At 65.4% G+C, this 17,314-nt stretch carries 13 protein-coding genes and 1 pseudogene; 6 read left to right on the forward strand and 8 right to left on the reverse strand.

The window, feature by feature from the left end; genetic code table 11:
• The first annotated feature begins 26 nt into the window (after positions 1-26).
• From A1351_RS11795 to A1351_RS11810, 4 genes are all read left to right on the forward strand, one after another.
• Positions 27-1,403 carry a TldD/PmbA family protein gene (locus A1351_RS11795; protein WP_024878282.1) on the forward strand — a complete coding sequence of 459 codons (1,377 nt, stop codon included), beginning with the start codon at positions 27-29 and terminating at the stop codon, positions 1,401-1,403.
• Complete coding sequence (locus A1351_RS11800; RefSeq protein ID WP_024878281.1) at positions 1,400-2,695, forward strand: TldD/PmbA family protein; 1,296 nt, start codon at positions 1,400-1,402, stop codon at positions 2,693-2,695. Before A1351_RS11795 ends, A1351_RS11800 begins: the two co-directional genes overlap by 4 nt.
• A gap of 11 nt (positions 2,696-2,706) precedes the next feature.
• On the forward strand, positions 2,707-3,231 hold the full coding sequence (lspA, locus tag A1351_RS11805; protein ID WP_024878280.1) for a signal peptidase II: 525 nt from the start codon (positions 2,707-2,709) through the stop codon (positions 3,229-3,231).
• 226 nt (positions 3,232-3,457) lie between these two features.
• Positions 3,458-4,081, forward strand: coding sequence for a hypothetical protein (locus A1351_RS11810; protein ID WP_026599876.1), 624 nt, complete (start codon positions 3,458-3,460; stop codon positions 4,079-4,081).
• Positions 4,082-4,105: 24 nt separating this feature from the next.
• Here the strand turns inward: A1351_RS11810 and A1351_RS11815 are convergent, their stop codons facing one another.
• Positions 4,106-4,846: a carbonic anhydrase gene (locus tag A1351_RS11815; protein WP_024878278.1), complete on the reverse strand. Its 741-nt coding sequence runs from the start codon at positions 4,844-4,846 to the stop codon at positions 4,106-4,108.
• A 391-nt stretch (positions 4,847-5,237) separates the two neighbouring features.
• On the opposite strand from A1351_RS11815, the gene A1351_RS11820 reads away from it, so the two are divergent.
• Complete coding sequence (locus A1351_RS11820) at positions 5,238-6,656, forward strand: pitrilysin family protein (RefSeq protein WP_026599874.1); 1,419 nt, start codon at positions 5,238-5,240, stop codon at positions 6,654-6,656.
• A gap of 17 nt (positions 6,657-6,673) precedes the next feature.
• A complete protein-coding gene (locus A1351_RS11825; RefSeq protein ID WP_026599873.1) occupies positions 6,674-7,954 on the forward strand; it encodes a pitrilysin family protein in 1,281 nt (426 codons plus the stop codon).
• A gap of 715 nt (positions 7,955-8,669) precedes the next feature.
• On the opposite strand, the gene A1351_RS11830 is transcribed toward A1351_RS11825, so the two are convergent.
• From A1351_RS11830 to A1351_RS11850, 7 genes and pseudogenes are all read right to left on the reverse strand, one after another.
• On the reverse strand, positions 8,670-9,854 hold the full coding sequence (locus A1351_RS11830; RefSeq protein ID WP_198022729.1) for a PAS domain-containing protein: 1,185 nt from the start codon (positions 9,852-9,854) through the stop codon (positions 8,670-8,672).
• Positions 9,855-10,099: 245 nt separating this feature from the next.
• Positions 10,100-10,255, reverse strand: a complete 156-nt coding sequence (locus tag A1351_RS24735) for a hypothetical protein (protein ID WP_157096276.1) — start codon at positions 10,253-10,255, stop codon at positions 10,100-10,102.
• A complete protein-coding gene (locus A1351_RS25835) occupies positions 10,252-12,348 on the reverse strand; it encodes an efflux RND transporter permease subunit (protein WP_083967291.1) in 2,097 nt (698 codons plus the stop codon). Before A1351_RS25835 ends, A1351_RS24735 begins: the two co-directional genes overlap by 4 nt.
• A gap of 37 nt (positions 12,349-12,385) precedes the next feature.
• Positions 12,386-14,119 (reverse strand): annotated as a pseudogene (locus A1351_RS11835) (TonB-dependent receptor); the annotation flags it as partial.
• Positions 14,120-14,191: 72 nt separating this feature from the next.
• The gene (locus A1351_RS11840; protein WP_024878273.1) at positions 14,192-14,533 is read right to left on the reverse strand and encodes a hypothetical protein; all 342 of its coding nucleotides are present in this window, start codon (positions 14,531-14,533) and stop codon (positions 14,192-14,194) included.
• 317 nt (positions 14,534-14,850) lie between these two features.
• A complete protein-coding gene (locus A1351_RS11845) occupies positions 14,851-16,269 on the reverse strand; it encodes a HAMP domain-containing sensor histidine kinase (RefSeq protein WP_024878272.1) in 1,419 nt (472 codons plus the stop codon).
• Complete coding sequence (locus A1351_RS11850) at positions 16,266-16,943, reverse strand: response regulator transcription factor (protein WP_024878271.1); 678 nt, start codon at positions 16,941-16,943, stop codon at positions 16,266-16,268. The genes A1351_RS11845 and A1351_RS11850 overlap by 4 nt, the downstream gene beginning before the upstream one ends.
• Positions 16,944-17,314: the final 371 nt, after the last annotated feature.

Genomic DNA, 17,314 nt, shown 5'->3' on the forward strand with positions numbered 1-17,314 from the left:
CTCATTTCACCCGAAAGGCCGCGAACATGCTCGACCGGCTCGTCGCGCGCGCGGCGCAATTGCCCGCCTATGGGGAATTACGCTGGCACGCCAATCATTCCTCCCGCATCATGATGCGCAAAGGCGTGCTGCTCGCCAATGGACGCTCGCGCGACAGCGGCGTCTCCGCTCGGCTCTATCGCAACGGCGCCTTCGGCTTCGCCGCCGCGCCCGCCGATGACGAGGCCAGCCTCTCCGCCGTTATCGCCACCGCCAAGGACAATGCCGAATTCGCCGGCGGCCACGCCGCGAGCGGCGCGCTCTCCACCGCGGCCGGAAGCGGAAGCTATGATTATCGCAGCACGCGCGCGCCGCTCTCGGCCGAGCAGCGCGTCGATATCGTGCGGCGGCTCGACGAGGCGATCCGCGCCCGCTATCCGGGCCTCGTCAATGTCGATATTTCGCTGTCCAGCCATGCGAGCGAGAAGATTCTCGCCAATAGCGACGGCGCGGCGACCTATTCCTTCGTGCCGCGCGCGGCGCTCGTCGTCTCCATGAGCGTCGCCGCCAATGACGGAATCGTCGAGCTCTATGACATTCTCGGCGGCTTCGGCGAGATAGAGGATCAATCCTTCGACGAGGCGACGCTCGCGCCCTGGCTCGAGGATCTGCACGAGAATTTGCGGCGCAAGGCCGAGGGCGGCCAATGCGAGGCCGGCGATCACGACGTCGTGCTCGATTCCGCGCTCGCCGGCATTCTCGCCCATGAGGCGATCGGCCATACTTGCGAGGCCGATCTCGTGCTCGCGGGCTCGGTCGCCGGCGACCATCTCGGCGAGCTGGTGGCGAGCGAGAAGATCACGCTCGGCGATTATGGCGGACGCGGGCCGGACGGCAAATCCTCCTTCGCCATTCATGTCGATGACGAAGGCACGCCGTGCCGCGACGTCGCCATCATCGAGAATGGCGTGCTGAAAAACTTTCTGCACAATAAGCGCACCGCGCAAATGCTGGGCGCGGAGCCCGCCGGCAACGCGCGCGCTTTCTCCTTTCAGGACGAGCCGCTGGTGCGCATGCGCAATACCTGCATCGCCAAGGGAAACGACAAGCTCTCCGACATGATCGGCGCGATCGAGCGCGGCTATTATCTGAAGCGCTCGACCAATGGCCAGGCGGACGCGACGAGCGAATTCATGTTCGGCGTCAATTGCGGCTATGAGATTCGCGACGGCAAGCTCGGCCGCGCCATTCGCGACACCACCATCTCCGGCGTCGCCTTCGACATGCTGAAGAGCGTCACCCATGTCGGCGATGATTTCCACTGGTCGGCGGGCGGCGGCTGGTGCGGCAAGAAGCAGGTGATCGCCGTCGGCATGGGCGGCCCGTCGATCAAATGCCGCGTCACTCTGGGAGGACGCGGATGAGCGCGCCGACGGATGATTTTCTCGACCAGATTCTCGCGCGAGCGAAAGCGGCCGGCGCCACAGCCGCGCAGGCGCTGAGCAGCCGCACGCGCTATTTCGAGATCGAATTCGATCATCGCAGCGTCGATCTCGTGCGCTCCACCGAGAATGAGACGACGATGATCACCGTGTTCCGCGACGGCAAGCGCGGCGGCGCGACGCTCAACGGCCGCCGGCCGGAGGAGGTCGAGGCTGCGATCGCCGCCGCGGCCACGGCGGCCGAAGCGGGCGTCGCCGATCCCGCGAACGACATCGCCGCGGCGCCCTCGCTGCCGCCCGGCGATCACGGCCCTTCGGAGCCGGACCGCGCCGCCATGCGCGCGCAGGTCGATGAGTTTCTGGCGAGCCTGCCCTCGCGCCATCCGCTGCTGCGGCTGCGCGACTGCCTCTACACTTTCACCGACCATGAGACCGAATTCGCCAATTCGGGCGGCCTGCGCCAGCGCGAGCGGCGCGGTGGTCACGGCTTTCGCGCCATGTTCATGGCCAAGGACGGGACGCTCACCACATCTTTCAACGCGGCGGGGGGAAGGTCCTTCACGCCCTTCGCCTCGCTCTATGACGCCGCCGGCGTCGGGCGGCTGATGGCGGAATGCGAGCGCTCGCTGGAGCGCCGGCCGGTCACGGGAAAATTCGTCGGCGATGTGATCGTCACGCCGCATTGCCTCACCGGGCTGCTGCCCTCCATCGCGGGCGCGCTCTCCGGCCCCGCCCTGCTCGCCGGCTCCTCGCCGTTCAAGGACAAGCGCGGCGAGCGTATCGCCAGCCCTTTGTTCTCGCTCGACAACGCCCCGCGCTCCGCGGATTTCGTGGACGGCTCGGATTTCGACGAATTCGGCGTGCCGACGCGCGATCTGCCGATCATCGAGGATGGCGTGCTGAAGGATTTCCTCATCGGCTATTTCTTCTCGCGCAAGCTCGGTCTGCCGCAGACGGCGGGCGTGCGCAACAGCCGCGTGCGGCCGGGAGAGACGAGCCTCGCCGATATGATCGCCGGGGTGAAGCGCGGCATTCTGTTCTCCCGCTTCTCGGGCGGCGCGCCCAATGACAATCTGGATTTTTCTGGAATCGCCAAAAACTCGTTCTATATCGAGGACGGCGAGGTGCGGCACGCCTCGAGCGAGACCATGGTGAGCGGGAATTTCCAACAATTGCTGCAAGATATTCACGCCGTCTCGAAAGAGGTCGTGAATTTCGGCGATTGCGTCTATCCCTTCATCGCCGCCTCGGGCGTGACCATTTCGTCGAAATGAGAGGAAGCGCCTTGGTCTATCGCCCCTGGTTCTCCGCCCCTCGCGCCTTCGGCCTCGTGGCGGTGGTTCTCGCTCTGGCGCTGGATCAGGCGCATAAATTCTGGATGCTGCATGTCTTCGACATCGGCCTGCGCCAACCGATCCGGCTCACTTCCTTTCTCGATCTCGTGCTGTCGTGGAATTTCGGCGTCTCCTATTCGCTGCTCTCCTCGCAGACAGAGCCGACGCGGGCGCTGCTCGTCGCCTTTCAATTGTCGATCGTCGGCTGCCTCGGCTACTGGCTATGGCGGGCGCCGCGGCGGCTCACCGCGGCGGCGCTCGGCCTGGTGGTGGGCGGGGCGCTCGGCAATGTCGCGGATCGGCTGACGCGCGGCGCGGTGGCGGATTTCTTCTTCTTCCACACCTCCCTGCCGGTGGGGCCGCTGGCCAATTACGTGTTCAATGTCGCCGACGCGGCGATTTTTCTCGGCGTCGTCCTGCTGCTGCTGGAGAGCTTTCGCACTGGCGCCGCGCGGCCGACGCCTGCCGCCGGATAGCCCCGAGAGGCTTTCTGTATTTCAATGAAGCTCTCGGATTTTTGTTTTGACGCGTTTCCAACGCCGAACCGGCGCCCACTTCGGCTGGAAACGCTCTCGCGACGATTTCGGCTGGCCCGGAGCCTCACACGCCTCTAAAATGCCGTTAAGCTGGCCGTAACAATTCGGCTCTTTGGGAATCGCGCGCGCTCGGACGGGGCCGCGCCCATGGGAGGAGATCTGGGCGATGAAACGGGCGACAGCCTCTCTGCGTCTTACGCCGGCATGCGTCGGGCTCGCGCTCGTGTTTCTCGGCGGAACGGGCGTCGTCCCGGCCGCGGCCTATGACGACAAATCGACGCTCACCTCGGTGCTCGGCTTCATCGGCGTCTATTCCGACGAGGACGAGAGCCAGAAGATCGTCTTCCGCGAGCATCCCAAGCTGGTCGTGCCGCCCAATCGACAGGGGCTCCCCTCGCCGCAGGCGGAGACCGAGCGCCCCGCCTCCTGGCCGGTGGATCAGGAGATCGCGCGCCGCAAAGGCGCGCCGGCTCCCGCGCGCCAGCCGGGCCTCAACGAGAATCCCAATGTCGCCGGCTCCAAGAATGGCGAGCATGACGGCCCGCGCAAATGCCTCGTCGCCGCCTCGGACGGCCATTGCACCATCGCCACAGACGCGGACGAGCCGGGCGCCGCTACCGGCCCGAAGACGCGCGGCGCCGGCGAGGCCTCGACCCGCTCCTATCTGACCGAGCCGCCGCAGGCCTATCGCCAGAAGGTGGCGGGCGGCAAAGGCGTGAAGGAAGCAGAGGAAAAGCCGGGCTGGACCAATCCGATCGGCATGATCGGCAGCCTTTTCGGCGGCTCCTGAGCCGCCGATCCAGCGCCCCACCGCTCAGCCGCCGCTCAGCACGATGCGGCGATGCGTCGGCTGCAGCGGGCGGGCGTTCATCGGGAACAGCGTCTTGAAGGCGTCTATGTCCGCCTTCGCCACGGCCACTGGCTCGGCGAAGACATTCCAATGCACCACCTCCGAACAGGGCGGCGTGGTCAGCGAGCCCTCGTAGCGGAAGAATTTCTTTCCCTTCGGCAGCAGAGCGGAGGCGTCGACCGGAGCCTTCAGCGCAGCTTTGCCCTCCTCCTTCGGCGCGGCGGCCATCAGCGCGGATAGCGCCTTATTGGGCGCGCCGGCGACGAGGAAGGAGCCGACCACCAGAAGATCGCCATTGTCGCCGGCGTGGACGAAATGCGCCTCCATCGCGAGGCGCTTGCCGCCGAGGGCGTGCTCGCTCGGCGTGTGGAAATGGAACTGTTTCAGCTCGAACTTGCGTCCGTCGAGCTCGGCGACGCCGCTCCCGGCAGCGGCGTTGGCCTGGATCGTATGGCCATTGTTGACGATCTCGAAAGCCTGCGGCTTCCAGCCGAGCTTGGGCGGGCGAATGTCGGCTTTCACCGCATCGGCGAGGTCGATCGGCGATTGTTCCGCGCCCAGCGTGCAGGCCTTCGCCGCCTCGTCATGCGCGCCCCAATGCTGCGCATCGTCATAGGTCCAATGCGCCCCCTCGGCGCGGGCCGCGGCGGCGCAGAACGGGCAGGCCGCGAGACCGGCCAGAAAAGAACGTCGTGTGAAAGCCATGCGATCCCCCCTTGCGGCGCTTCGGTCACGGCGCATTGGCCGCCGCGCCGTCGAATTTTGACGATTCGAGGGGAAGATGATGCCATGAGAGCTTCAGCTGCGGCAACGCTGGCGCGGAGCGTCCGACGACGCCCTCACAACGGGTATAGTCGTCACACAGCCTGCTCGCCATTCATCGACAAAGCGATGCGCCGCGCTCTCGCGCGCGGCGCCTGACATGCCTCGCATTCACGCTTATATAGATCGAATGCTTCCGTCGAAGCGTCCGGGGGAAAGCCCACGGCCGAACTGGCGCCGAATTCTCTTGGCCGGGCCGAGGTTCGGTCGGACCGTTTCTGGCCGTTCAGCACACGCCCGAGCGCCGGACGCGCTATAGCGAGGAAAGATTATCATGCCGATGACACAGCCGGGGGCCGAGGCGATCGCGGCCGATCACGCCGCCAGCCCCGCCTCCGCCAAGATCGACGCGCGCGCCGGAGCCGCCAAAAGCGAGAGCGCCGCCGCCGGGGTCGTCCATTCGCGCCTCGCCAATGGAATGGAGATCGTCGTCATCGCCGACCGCCGCGCGCCGGTCGTCACCCATATGGTCTGGTATCGCAACGGCTCCGCCGACGATCCGCTCGGCAAGTCGGGAATCGCGCATTTCCTCGAGCATCTGATGTTCAAGGGCACGCACGCCCATCCGCAGGGCGAGTTCTCCAATCTCGTCTCGGAGCTCGGCGGCCAGGAGAACGCCTTCACCAGCTATGACTACACGGCCTATTTCCAGCGGATCGGCAAGGAGCATCTCGGCACGCTGATGGAGTTCGAGGCCGATCGCATGACGAATCTGGTCCTCTCCGACGAGATTGTGGGGCCGGAGCGCGAGGTGGTGCTCGAAGAGCGCCGCATGCGCACCGAGAACGACCCTTCCGCCCAGCTCGACGAGGCGGTGCAGGCCGCGCTGTTCCCGCATCACCCCTATGGCACGCCGATCATCGGCTGGGGCCATGAGATCGAGACGCTCGGCCGCGAGGACGCCCTGCATTATTATCGTCGCTTCTACACGCCGGAGAACGCCATACTCATCGTCGCCGGCGACGTGGATTTCGAGACGGTGCGCGCGCTCGCCGAGACGAGCTATGGCCGCATTCCCGCGCGCGACGACGCGCCGAGCCGCAAGCGCCCGCGCGAGCCGGAGCCGCGCGCCCATCGTCTGGTGACGCTCGCGGACGAGAAGGTCGAGCAGCCGACGCATGAGCGCGTCTTCCTCGTGCCGTCCTACACGACCGGCGCGCCCGGCGAGGCCGAGACGCTGGAAGTTCTCGGCCATGTGCTGGGCGGCGGGCCGTCGAGCGTGCTGTATGATTCTCTCGTGGTGGAGCAAAAGCTCGCGGTCAACGCCGGGGCCTATTACATGGGCTCGGCGCTGGACGACACCCGCTTTTGGGTGTTCGCCACGCCGGCGCCCGGCGTCTCGCTGCAGCAGCTGGACGACGCCATCGGCGCGGTGATCGACAAATTCGCCGCCGCCGAGATCGCCGAGGCCGATCTGAAGCGCGCCAAGAATCGTCTCGTCGCCGAGGCGGTCTATGCGCAGGACAGCCAGGTCTCGCTCGCCCGCTGGTATGGCGAATCGCTGGCCACCGGCCTCGCGGTGGAGGATGTCGCCGCCTGGCCGGACCGCATCGACGCCGTCTCCGCCGCCGACCTCGCCGCCGCGGCCCGCAAATGGCTGCAGAAGCGCCGGGCCGTCACCGGCTTCCTCGAATCCGAGGGCCAGGACGAAGCCAAAGACGCCGAAGCCAAAGACGCCGTGCTCGCCGCCTGACATCGGAGCGTAAATCAATGACAGCCCACGCCATCGCGCCTGCGCGCAGCCGCGCCGAGACCATTCAGCGCGTCGTCACGCCCGGCGGGATCGAAGCCTGGCTCGTCGAGAGCTACGCGGTTCCGCTCGTCGCGCTCGAATTCGCCATGCGCGGCGGCGCCTCGCAGGACCCGGCCGGCAAGGCGGGTCTCGCGACGCTGCTCGCCGGTCTGCTCGACGAGGGCGCCGGCCCCTATGACGCCCGCGCTTTCCACCTCGCCATAGAGGATCTGGCGATCCGGCTCGGCTTCGGCTGCGACCGCGACGCCATCTCCGGCCATATGCAGACGCTCTCCCGCAACAGCGACGAGGCTTTCGAGCTGCTGCGCGTCGCGCTCTGCGAGCCGCGGCTCGAGCAACAGGCGATCGACCGCGTGCGCGGCCAGATCGCCGCCGGGCTGAAGCGCGACGCCAACGATCCCGATGCGCTGGTCGCTAGAGCCTTCCGCGAGGCCGCCTTCCCCGACCATCCCTATGGGCGGCCGGTGCGCGGCGATCTCGAGAGCCTCGCAAATCTGACGCGCGACGATCTCGACGCGCTGAGGATTCGCCTGCTGACGCGCAGCGATCTGAAAATCGCCGTCGTCGGCGCCATAGACGCGGCGACGCTCGCCGCCAAGCTGGACGCGATCTTCGGCGCCCTGCCGGCGCAGAGCCTTCTCACCCCCGTGCCCGAGATCGACATTCACGCGCTCGGCGAGCGCCGCATCATCGATCTCGACGTGCCGCAATCGGCGATCCGCTTCGGCCGTCCGGGCATGCAGCGGCATGATCCCGATTATTTCGGCGCCGTGGTGGTCAACCACATCCTCGGCGGCGGCGTCTTCACGGCGCGCCTGTTCAACGAGGTGCGCGAGAAGCGTGGTCTCGCCTATTCGGTCTATTCGCATCTCAACGAATATGACAAATGCGCCATGCTGGTCGGCGGCGCGGCGACGAAGAACGAGCGCGCCCGCGAATCGCTGGAGGTGATCCAGGCCCAATTCGCCGATCTCGCCAATGAGGGGCCGAGCGCGGACGAGCTCGACAAGGCGAAGAAATATCTGACCGGCTCCTATGCGCTGCGCTTCGACACATCGACGAAGATCGCCGGCCAGCTGGTCAATCTCCAGCTCGACGGCTTTGCACCCTCCTATCTCGACGAGCGCAATGGCCGTATCGACGCGGTGACGCTGGACGACGCCCGCCGGGTGGCCAAGCGCCTGCTCGGCGACGGCGAGCTGCTGGTGTCGATCGCCGGACGTCCGCAGGGCCTCTGATCGGGTCGAACCGCAGGGCTCCTCGATCGCTCATACGGTTTCCGGCGGATCGGCTGGCGCGGCCTTCGCCGCCTTCCTTCTCCCCGCTCGCGGGGAGAAGGAAGGCGCGCGCCGAAGCATTCAGCCGGAAACCGCATCAAAACGCGCATGCAAGGCGAGTATCGACAGCGCGATCCGGCCCAATGATCGGATCGCGCTGTCGAAAACATATGAGCGCAGGGCGAGCCTTCGCGACGCGCCACGAGCGATTATCTCCAGATTACACGATGATCTTCTGCAAAAGAAAACGGGCGCCGCAACCTGCGGCGCCCGACGGATCGTCATGAAAAAGGGGTTCGGCAGACGCCGAACCCCTGCGCCGTTGCAAATTCCGTCGGGTGAATAATTGATTCACTATTGATCGACTACCCTTCTTCTTTAGCGCGCTCCGATCGTAAAGGAAACAACCTAATATAGATCGCGAGCAGAAAGACGACGCCTGTGTCTCGTAGGTAACACTAGTACTTATACCATAGGATTATTACTTGTGGTGGTATTGCTTGGTACTAATACTAAGCACGCGGACGAGAGCTTTTACTTTCAGCGGCTTGCCCTGAGATTAGGATATGCTTCAGCACAGCCGTGAGCGGCCCCTTGTTTCGAAGGGCGGAAGATTATGAGCATTTCCCGATGACAGGCGAGCGGCTACGGCCAGCCGCCCCCATTATCCACAGGCTCAGTCCGCCAAAGGGAGAGAGAGCCGAAAGGCGGAGCTTCCGCCATCCTCTTTCTGCGACGAGAATCGCACGCCGTCGGCCTCGACGAGCGCACGCGATCTCGCCGGCTCTGCGGCAGCGCGCGGATCGCGACACGGCGCGATAGACGCGGCGCCGGCGTCGCTTATCTCGATGGCGATCTCGCCGCCCCGCGTCGATGTGACGACGATCAATTCGCGATGGGACGTGGCGATCGCCGCCTGCGCGGCCGCCCGCAGGAGATCGCTCACCTCCTCCTCGATCTGCGCCCGATCGCCGATCACGAGATCGCGCTCGGCGCACAGACGTAGCTCGGCGGAAACCGTCTCGCCGAGATCGCCGCGCATCGTCTCCCATGCTTCGCGAATCAGTGGATGCAGCGCGATCTCCGTCGACGCGCATGATTCATGCGTGAAAAGCTCGCGCCAATCGCCGACGAGACGCGCGGCGCGATACAATTGCGCGCCGGCGCGGTCCATGGCGGCGAGCTGCTCCTCCGACTGCGCGCCGCCGCCGAGCGTCGCGCGCCGGCGCGCAACCTGGAGATAGGCGGCCGCGGCGGTGAGCGGCTGATTGATATCATGGGCGAAGCCGACGGCCCGGAGCTCCAGCCCCCTCAGCCGCTCGGCCTGCCGACGCAGCTCCTGCGCTTCGGCCGCGTCCTGCGCGAAACCCACGCCGCGCCCGCCCCGCTCGTCGAGCGCGACGAAGCGGAGCCGCAGCCGCGCGCGCGCGCCGTCCTTGCGCATGAATTCCGTCTCGACGCTGTTCTCGACCGGAGACCGCAGCCGCGTGGCGGCCCGCCAATCAATGCGGCCGGCGCCGAGATCGTCGCGCTCATAGCCGGTCATGCGGAGAAATTCGTCGTTGGCTTCCGTCACCTGGCCGCCCTCCTCCCAGCAGAAGGCGCCGACCGGCCCATTCTCCCACAGCATGCGCGCGCAAGCGTCGCCCGCGTAGAAATCGGCGTTCCTCTCGGAGCGGAAGCGAAGGCGCCCAAGCAGGGCGAGCGCCGCCAAGGCCGCGGCCACCGCCATCGCGGCGGCGAGGCCGCCGATGAGAGCCGAGAATTGCGCAGCCGTATCAAAGGACGCAGTGCCGACCTGCTCTCCGACCGAGGCCTGCGAGCCGAAACACGTCAGCAAGGCGACGGCCGCGAGCGCCACGCCGAATCCGCCCGGCCGATGCGCGGCGAATTCACGGCGCCGAATGATATGATTCCAGAGGGCGCGAAGCCCGGCCCCGGCAGTTGCGCCCATTCGTCGTGGCGCGCCTGCCGCATCCCGAGAAAACCACATGCTCGGCACAAGCAAATTCCGACAATCACCGAATGCGACGAGCGCAAGACTGGCCCAGAAGATTTATTTTGGCAATCCGTCCGATCGATCGGACGTAGATGAAAATTATCCCATCACGCCATGACATTCTGGCGAAGCAGCGCAAAAAAGCGCGAGCGCAGGCCCAAGGAAGGGCGGCGCCCGATCGCGCCGACGAAGCGATAGGGCCGCGCGTGGCGCGCGGGAGGACGCAGGCCGCGCATGAAGACAGGCGCTGGCGATCGGGTCACGAGGAAATCTCCGGCCGCGCTGGCGCGAGCGCGCCGGGTTCCGCGCGGCGTAACGGCAGTCGCGCCTTGCTCATCAGCAGATAGATCACCGGCGTCGTGTAGAGCGTGAGAATCTGGCTCAGCAGCAGGCCGCCGACGATGGTGACGCCGAGCGGCCGCCGCAAATCCGCGCCAATGCCGCCGGCGAACGCCAGAGGCAGCGCGCCGAACATGGCCGCGAGCGTCGTCATCAGAATGGGACGGAAGCGCTCCTTGGCGGCGAGCAAGGCCGCGTCGCGCGTCGAAAGCCCGTCCTCGCGCTCGGCGATCAGCGCGAAATCGACCAGCATTATGCCGTTCTTCTTCACAATGCCGATCAGCAGCAGAATGCCGATGAAGGCGATCATCGAGAATTCCACCGCGAACATCTGCAGCGACAGCAGCGCGCCGAGCCCCGCCGCCGGCAGAGTGGAGATGATGGTGACGGGATGCACGAGGCTCTCATAGAGCACGCCGAGAATGATATAGACCGCGAGCAGAGCGACGACGATCAATATGGTCATGCTGCGCCCCACTCTGCGTGCGTCGCCCGCCTCACCGGCGAGCTCGCCACGCAGCCCGCTCGGCGGATTCATCGCGACGAAGGCGCGCTCCACCGCCTGGCTCGCCGCTTCGAGCGTCTCCTCCGGCGCCAGATTGAAAGTGATGGTGACGGCCGGCATGGCGCCTTGATGATTGACTGCCATCGGCATGGTCGAGCGCTCGAAGCGCGCGATGGCGCTCAACGGAACCTGTCCGCCGGAGGCGCTGGACACGTAGATTCCAGCGAGATCGCGCAGATCACGCTGGCGCGTCGGCGGCGTCTCCAGCACGGCGCGATATTGATTGCGCTCGCCATAGATGATCGAATCCTGGCGCTGGCCGAAGGCGCCGTTGAGCGCGGCGTCCACCGCCGAGATCGGCACGCCCATTCGCGAGGCGGCGTTGCGATCGACGACGACCTTGGCGCCGAGGCCGCCCTGCTGGCGGTCGCTCGTCACATCGACGATCTGCGGAACCTTGCGCATGCGCGCCAACACTTTTGGCGCCCACTCGGTCAATTCGGCGACATCGTCGTCGAGCAGCGTGAACTGATAGGCCGAGGCGCTCCAGCGCGCGTGAAGGAACACATCCTGCGAGGGCGTCAGCATCACTTGCAGCCCCGCGACCTTGGCGAGCTCCTTGCGCAGCCGCGCGATCACCTGCTTGCTGGAGAGGCTGCGCTCCTCGCGCGGCTTGAGCCTTATGTTGAAGCGCCCTTGATTGAGCGCGGCGGTGAGCGCGCCGCCGCCGACCGACGAGCCGACGCCAACGACATCTGGATCGGCGGAGATGATCGCCTCCGCCTGCTTCTGCAGCCGCATGATCTCCGCGAAGGAGACATCCGGCGAGGCTTCACTCGATCCATTGATGAAGCCATTGTCGTCCTGCGGAAGATTGCCCTTCGGAATCGCCTGATAGAGATAGGCTGTCCAGCCGATCGTGCCGACGATGACGATGAGCGTCAGCCGCGGATGATCGATAACAGGACGCAGGCTGCGGCCATACCAATAGACGATTCTGTCGAGCGCGCCTTCGACGATGCGATCGAAACGCGAGCCTCCGCCCTTCCCGCCCCATGGCGCGAAAGCGCAGACCATGGGCGTCACCGTGAGCGAGACGATCGTCGAAATGAGAATGGCGGAAGCGAGCGTGTAGGAGAACTCACGGAGAAAGCGCCCCATCAGCCCGTCCATGAACAGCAGCGGGACGAAGACGGCGATGAGCGACATGGAGATGGAGACGACGGTGAAGCCGATCTGCCGCGCGCCGATCAGCGCCGCCTCGAAACGGCTTTTGCCGCGCGCCACCCAGCTCTCGATATTCTCGATCATCACGATCGCGTCGTCGACGACGAAGCCGACCGAGACGGTGAGCGCCATCAAAGAGAGATTGTCGATGGAATAGCCCGCGACCCACATGGCCGCGCAAGCGCCGATGAGCGACAGAGGCAGAGTGACGCCTGCCGCGATCATCGGCGTCGCACGTCGCAGGAAGACGAAGACCACGCCCATGGAAGAAGGCGAGATGCGCATTATGCGCGCCGAACAGATATTCGGCGGCGAGCTCGTAGGAATCGGCCTGCTCTGCTTTCAGATCGGGGCTGTTGATGACGATGCCGCTCGGCGACACGGTGCGCTGATAGAGCTCTGTGACGCCCGGAAAGCGCGTTACATTGCCATAGGAGCCGCGCAGCAGCAGATCGGGCGTCGCCTGAAAGGCGAGCGAGGCTTTCGGCATGAAGGCGGCGAGATTGCGCTCCGGCTGCCGCGTTCCCGTGCCGCGCACATTCTCGTTGAAGCCGTCGAAAGCGCGCCACCACTCCTGGCGTCCGCCGAGCGTGAGCGTCCATTGCGGCGCGAGCTTCCACACGTCCTGAACATAGACGGCTCTGTTCTCGGTCTTGCCATAGGAGCGCTGCGCCTGCTGCAGGTAGTAGGACGACCAATAGGTCGGCGTGCTCTGCAAATGCAGCTTCAGCGTATATTCGTCGAGATGTCCGCCGAAGGAGACTTCGTGCTTGCCGAAGAGCTCCTCCTCCGGGCGCCAGATGAAGCGCATGTCCATCACCTTCCAGCCCGTGCCGCTGTATTCGCGCGTCTGACCGGAGGTGTCGACGCCATATTTCAGCGCCGAGACGCTGACGTCGCGCATCAGATCATAGGAGCTGCCGACCAGCTCCATGTCGAAGACGCCGCCTGTCTGCGTCTTGAACTCGGCGCCCTGCATGAGATGCAGGAATTCCGTATGCGCGGGATTCAATCCCGAGAGGGCGAAATTGACGCCATTCATCGTGATGCGGCCATTGCTCGTGTTGTAGACGGGCAGTCCGGTCGTCGCACTTCTCAAATAGCTCTGCGGATCTATGTTCAGGCCGAGCTGCATCAGCCCGATCGTGTAGCTGAGCCGCGCATCCTTGTTGAAGTCATAGGCGAGCTTCAGCGTGCCGACATTCTCCTCCGTCGTCTGCAAGCCGGCGGTGCCGAAGACGCCGCGCGGCGCGCCCTGACGATCGACGTCGAAATAGCCGCCGACGACCGGCGTTCCCGCCGCGCCCCCGGGGCTCGAGGAGCTGACATAGGAAATCGGCTGCGAATGCGTCAGCAGATGATTGTACGACGCGCGCCAGGAGAAATCGCCGTTGCGGTCGCCGACCGAGAGGCCGCCGGTGAAGCCGGGATTGCTTCTTTGCGTCGCATATTGATCGCCATAGGGCGCGAGAATGCCCTGCAGATTGGAATGCAGCTCGAACGTTTCCGGCATCTTCGTCGTGTAGGTGATGACGCCGCCGATCGCATTGCCGGAATAGAGCGCGGAATAGGGACCGTACATGACGTCGATACGCGACACCTCCTCGGGCACGATCATCGAATATTTGGGCGTGTGCTCGCTGGCGCCGAACAGAGCCGAGATGAGAATGCCGTCCTTGTAGACGAGCTGCCTCTGCGGCTCGAATGGGCCGATGGTGCGGCCGGTCATGCTCTGAAAGCGGTCGCCGGGGAATTTGGCCGACATGTCGAGGCTCGGCGCATAGCGCAGCATCTCGATCGCCGTCGTGGCGTTGACCGTCTCCGCGATCTTGGCGGCCGTCACCGTATGGACGACGGCGGGAATATTGTCGGGAATAGCCTTGGCGAAAGGCTTTTCGATTGCGGCCAGCGCGGGCGAGGCGGAGCCGGCGCCGGCGCCCTGGCCGCTCACCTCGATTTCTGGCAGCGCCTCCTGCGCGAGGACGCAGATGGGCGAAAGGACGGCGAGCGTCAACGCGGCGACGGACGCGCCGCTACGGAAAGCGAAACGAGACATGAATTCCCCCCTGAGCGGCCGCCAAACGGCCGGCGATTCCAACGGCGTCGACCGAAAGCGGCCGATGAGGCGTCAGGAAAAGCGGGGAGGCGCGTGGGAGGGCGGCTTATGACCGGCCAGGAAGAAAGAGGCGAGCGGATCGGCGCTCGGCGCCGGGATCGCCGCGGGCGGGAAAGGTGCGAGGCGAGTGAGGACGGCCGCGACGACGCCGAGGATCGCCGCGCAACAAATGACGCAATGCTCGCAATGGCTCGCGTGATGGGCGCCGGCCGGCGCATCGTCGCCGCTGGCGAGACGACAGCCGACCGACATTTCGACGCCGCCGTCGCCGGTCATCAGGGCGGCCGACGGCCCTGCGCCTTGCATCAGCAAGGCGCATGAGAGCGCGAAAATAGCCAGAAGCCGCCCCAACATTTTTGGTATTCCGCCGCGAACGCCAAAACATCACCGGAACGTTACCAACGGTCACGACGCTTGACAAGAGCGCGCGCCGCGGGACTCCAGAATCTGTTATTCATGTTACTAAATTGCAACAATAGTGTAAAATCGACGAATGTGCAGCAATTTCCGAGAAAATCGGATCATGGCGGCGTGACGAAAGCGGCATTCCGAGTTTCGGATAGATCGATGCTCGAGATTTGCGGCCGCCTTCGCACGAAAAGAGAGCCTTCGGGACTCTTCTTTGCCCGATCGGCGCGCGCGTTCCCCGCAGAAAGCCGAGCCCGACGCGTCTAGATCGCCGCCTCGACTTGCGCGCCGCCCGCGCTCGTGAGGCGCGACCCGAAGAGCCGAAATCCGACGATGAAGGTCGCGCCGCCGCCGGGCGTGTCGGCGACCTCGAGCTCGCCGTCGAGCTCGCGCGCCAGCTCCTTGACGATAGCGAGCCCGAGGCCAGTGCCCGGCGTCGTCTCCTCCTTGCGCCAGAAGGGCTCGAATATCAGGCTGCGATCCTCGGGCGCGACGCCGCCGCCATGATCGACGATGATGACGCGCGCATCCGCGCCGACGCGCATCATCACGGTTCCGCCCTCCGGCTCGGCGCGCAGCGCATTCTCGACGAGATTGCCGAGCACGCTCTCGATCGCCCAGGGGAATCCGCGGATCATCACCGGCGCTTCCGGCGCGTCCAGCTCGATCTCCTTTTTGGCGTCTATGGCGACCGGCATGAAATCGGCCGCCACCTTCAACGCCGTCGCGGCGAGATCGACGCAAAGACGCGTGTCGCGGCGGCGTTCGCGCGCCTGCGCCAGAACCAGCAATTGATCGACGATCGTCTGAATGCGCCGCACGTCGCGCGTGATTTCGCGCTTGAGATCGGAGGCATCCAGCTTGGCGACGCGCGCCCGCAGCACGGTGATCGGCGTGCGCAGCTCATGGGCGGCGTTGGCGGTGAAGCGTCGCTGCGCCGCGACGCCTTCCTCGACGCGAGCGATCGCGCCATTCACCGCCTCGACGAAAGGCGTGATCTCGATCGGCAGACCCGCGGCCGCGATCGGCTTGCGCAGCGAGTCGACGGTGATGGCCGAAGCCGCGACCGTGGCCGCGCGCAGCGGCGCGAGCGAACGTCGCACGACGAGCGTCGCGACCAGCGCCGCCGCCGAGCCGAGCGGCAGAAAGGCGATGAGATTGTTCAGCGAGACGAAATTCACCAGCTGCCAGATCGTATCGTCCCAATGGAACTGCGCGCTATAGGTGGCGATCGTCAGCTTGCCGAAAGCGCTGTCGATGGAGCGCACATAGCCGCGCGCATTGGGATCGGAATCGTCGGAGACATGGAAGAGCCCGCTATAGCTGTCGACGCCGGCGCGTCCCAGCGCGTCGAACAGCTTCTCGTCCGAGCCCGCGACGAGACGGCCGGCGGCGCGATCGAGTATGGCGAAGCGAAATCGCGGATTGCGCTCTTGCTGGCGCTGCAGCTCCGGCGTTCGCTCTGCCGTCAATGCGCCATCCGGCCCTCGGCGCAGCGCGCCCAATAGAATTTCCTTGGAGCGCTTGGTGGTCCAGCTGTCGAGGCTGGAATTGGAGCTATCGCCGATATGCAGCGCCGAGAGCGGCAGAAACACCGTCACCGGCAGAGTGAGATAGGCGACGAGCGAGCACAGTATCCAGTAGAAGACGAGCCGCGCCGAAAGCGATTGCGTGAGCTTCATTCCTCAGCGCTCCGAATAAGATAGCCTATGCCGCGCGCGGCGTGGATATCGGCGCGCGCGCCTTGGTTCTTCAGGCGCTGGCGCAGGCGGTGGATCAGCATCTTCAGCGCGTCGACCTGATCGGCGTCCTGCGCGCCATAGATCTCCTCGAGCAGATCGGCGCGCGTCACCGCGAGACCGGCGCGGCGCATCAGCGCCCCGAGCAGGATGAGCTCCAGCTTGGGCGCCAGAAATTGCCGGCCATTGATAAATCCCCTCTGCTCGTCGAGCTCGAAGCTGAGCGCGCCGACTTGCACCGAGGGCGCCACTTGCGGTCCGGGACGACGCAGAACGGCGCGAATGCGCGCCATCAGCTCGTCGGGATCGAAAGGCTTGGTCAGATAATCATCAGCGCCCGCGTCGAGTCCGTCGACCATCTCGTCTATGCCGCGCATGGCGGTGAGCATCAGCACGCGCATGTTGGGCCGATCCTCGCGCACCGAGCGGATGATGGCGACGCCGTCGCCGTCCGGCAGCCGCCGATCCAGCAGCATGACGCCGTAATCGACCGCCTCGATCGCCGCACGCGCCTCGGCGACCGCGCCGACGATATCCGCGACAAAGCCGGCATGGACGAGCTTTTCTTCCAGCAGAGCGGCGATCTCCGCCTGATCTTCGACGATCAACACACGCATCGGCTGTCCTGTCGCCCTCATGAGCATTGTCGCGGTCTTCCCGGCGGAGCCGCTTCGCCTCTATGCGCCCTGGGTCGCCGCAGGCCCTGGGCGTCTTCTAAGCCGACGTATCGTATAGCGCGTTACCAATATGTAAATATCATATTCGCCGCAGGCCGCGAGAACGTCAAATGGCGTCATTGGCCGCCACAGAATCGCCGAAAGCTTGCGAGTCTGGAGATTGTGACGCCTATGAGCGGTCCAGCGTCGCAATTTGGCGAATATTCGGCCCGCAGGAGCATGCTTCTATATATCGAGGCGATCTCGCCGCCGTTTTAGAGAGCGCTCATTGGCCCCGGTCTATTTCTGCTCTGTTTCTTGTAGCCTTTCCA

The organism is Methylosinus sp. R-45379 (genome assembly GCF_001644125.1).
Taxonomy (GTDB): domain Bacteria; phylum Pseudomonadota; class Alphaproteobacteria; order Rhizobiales; family Beijerinckiaceae; genus Methylosinus.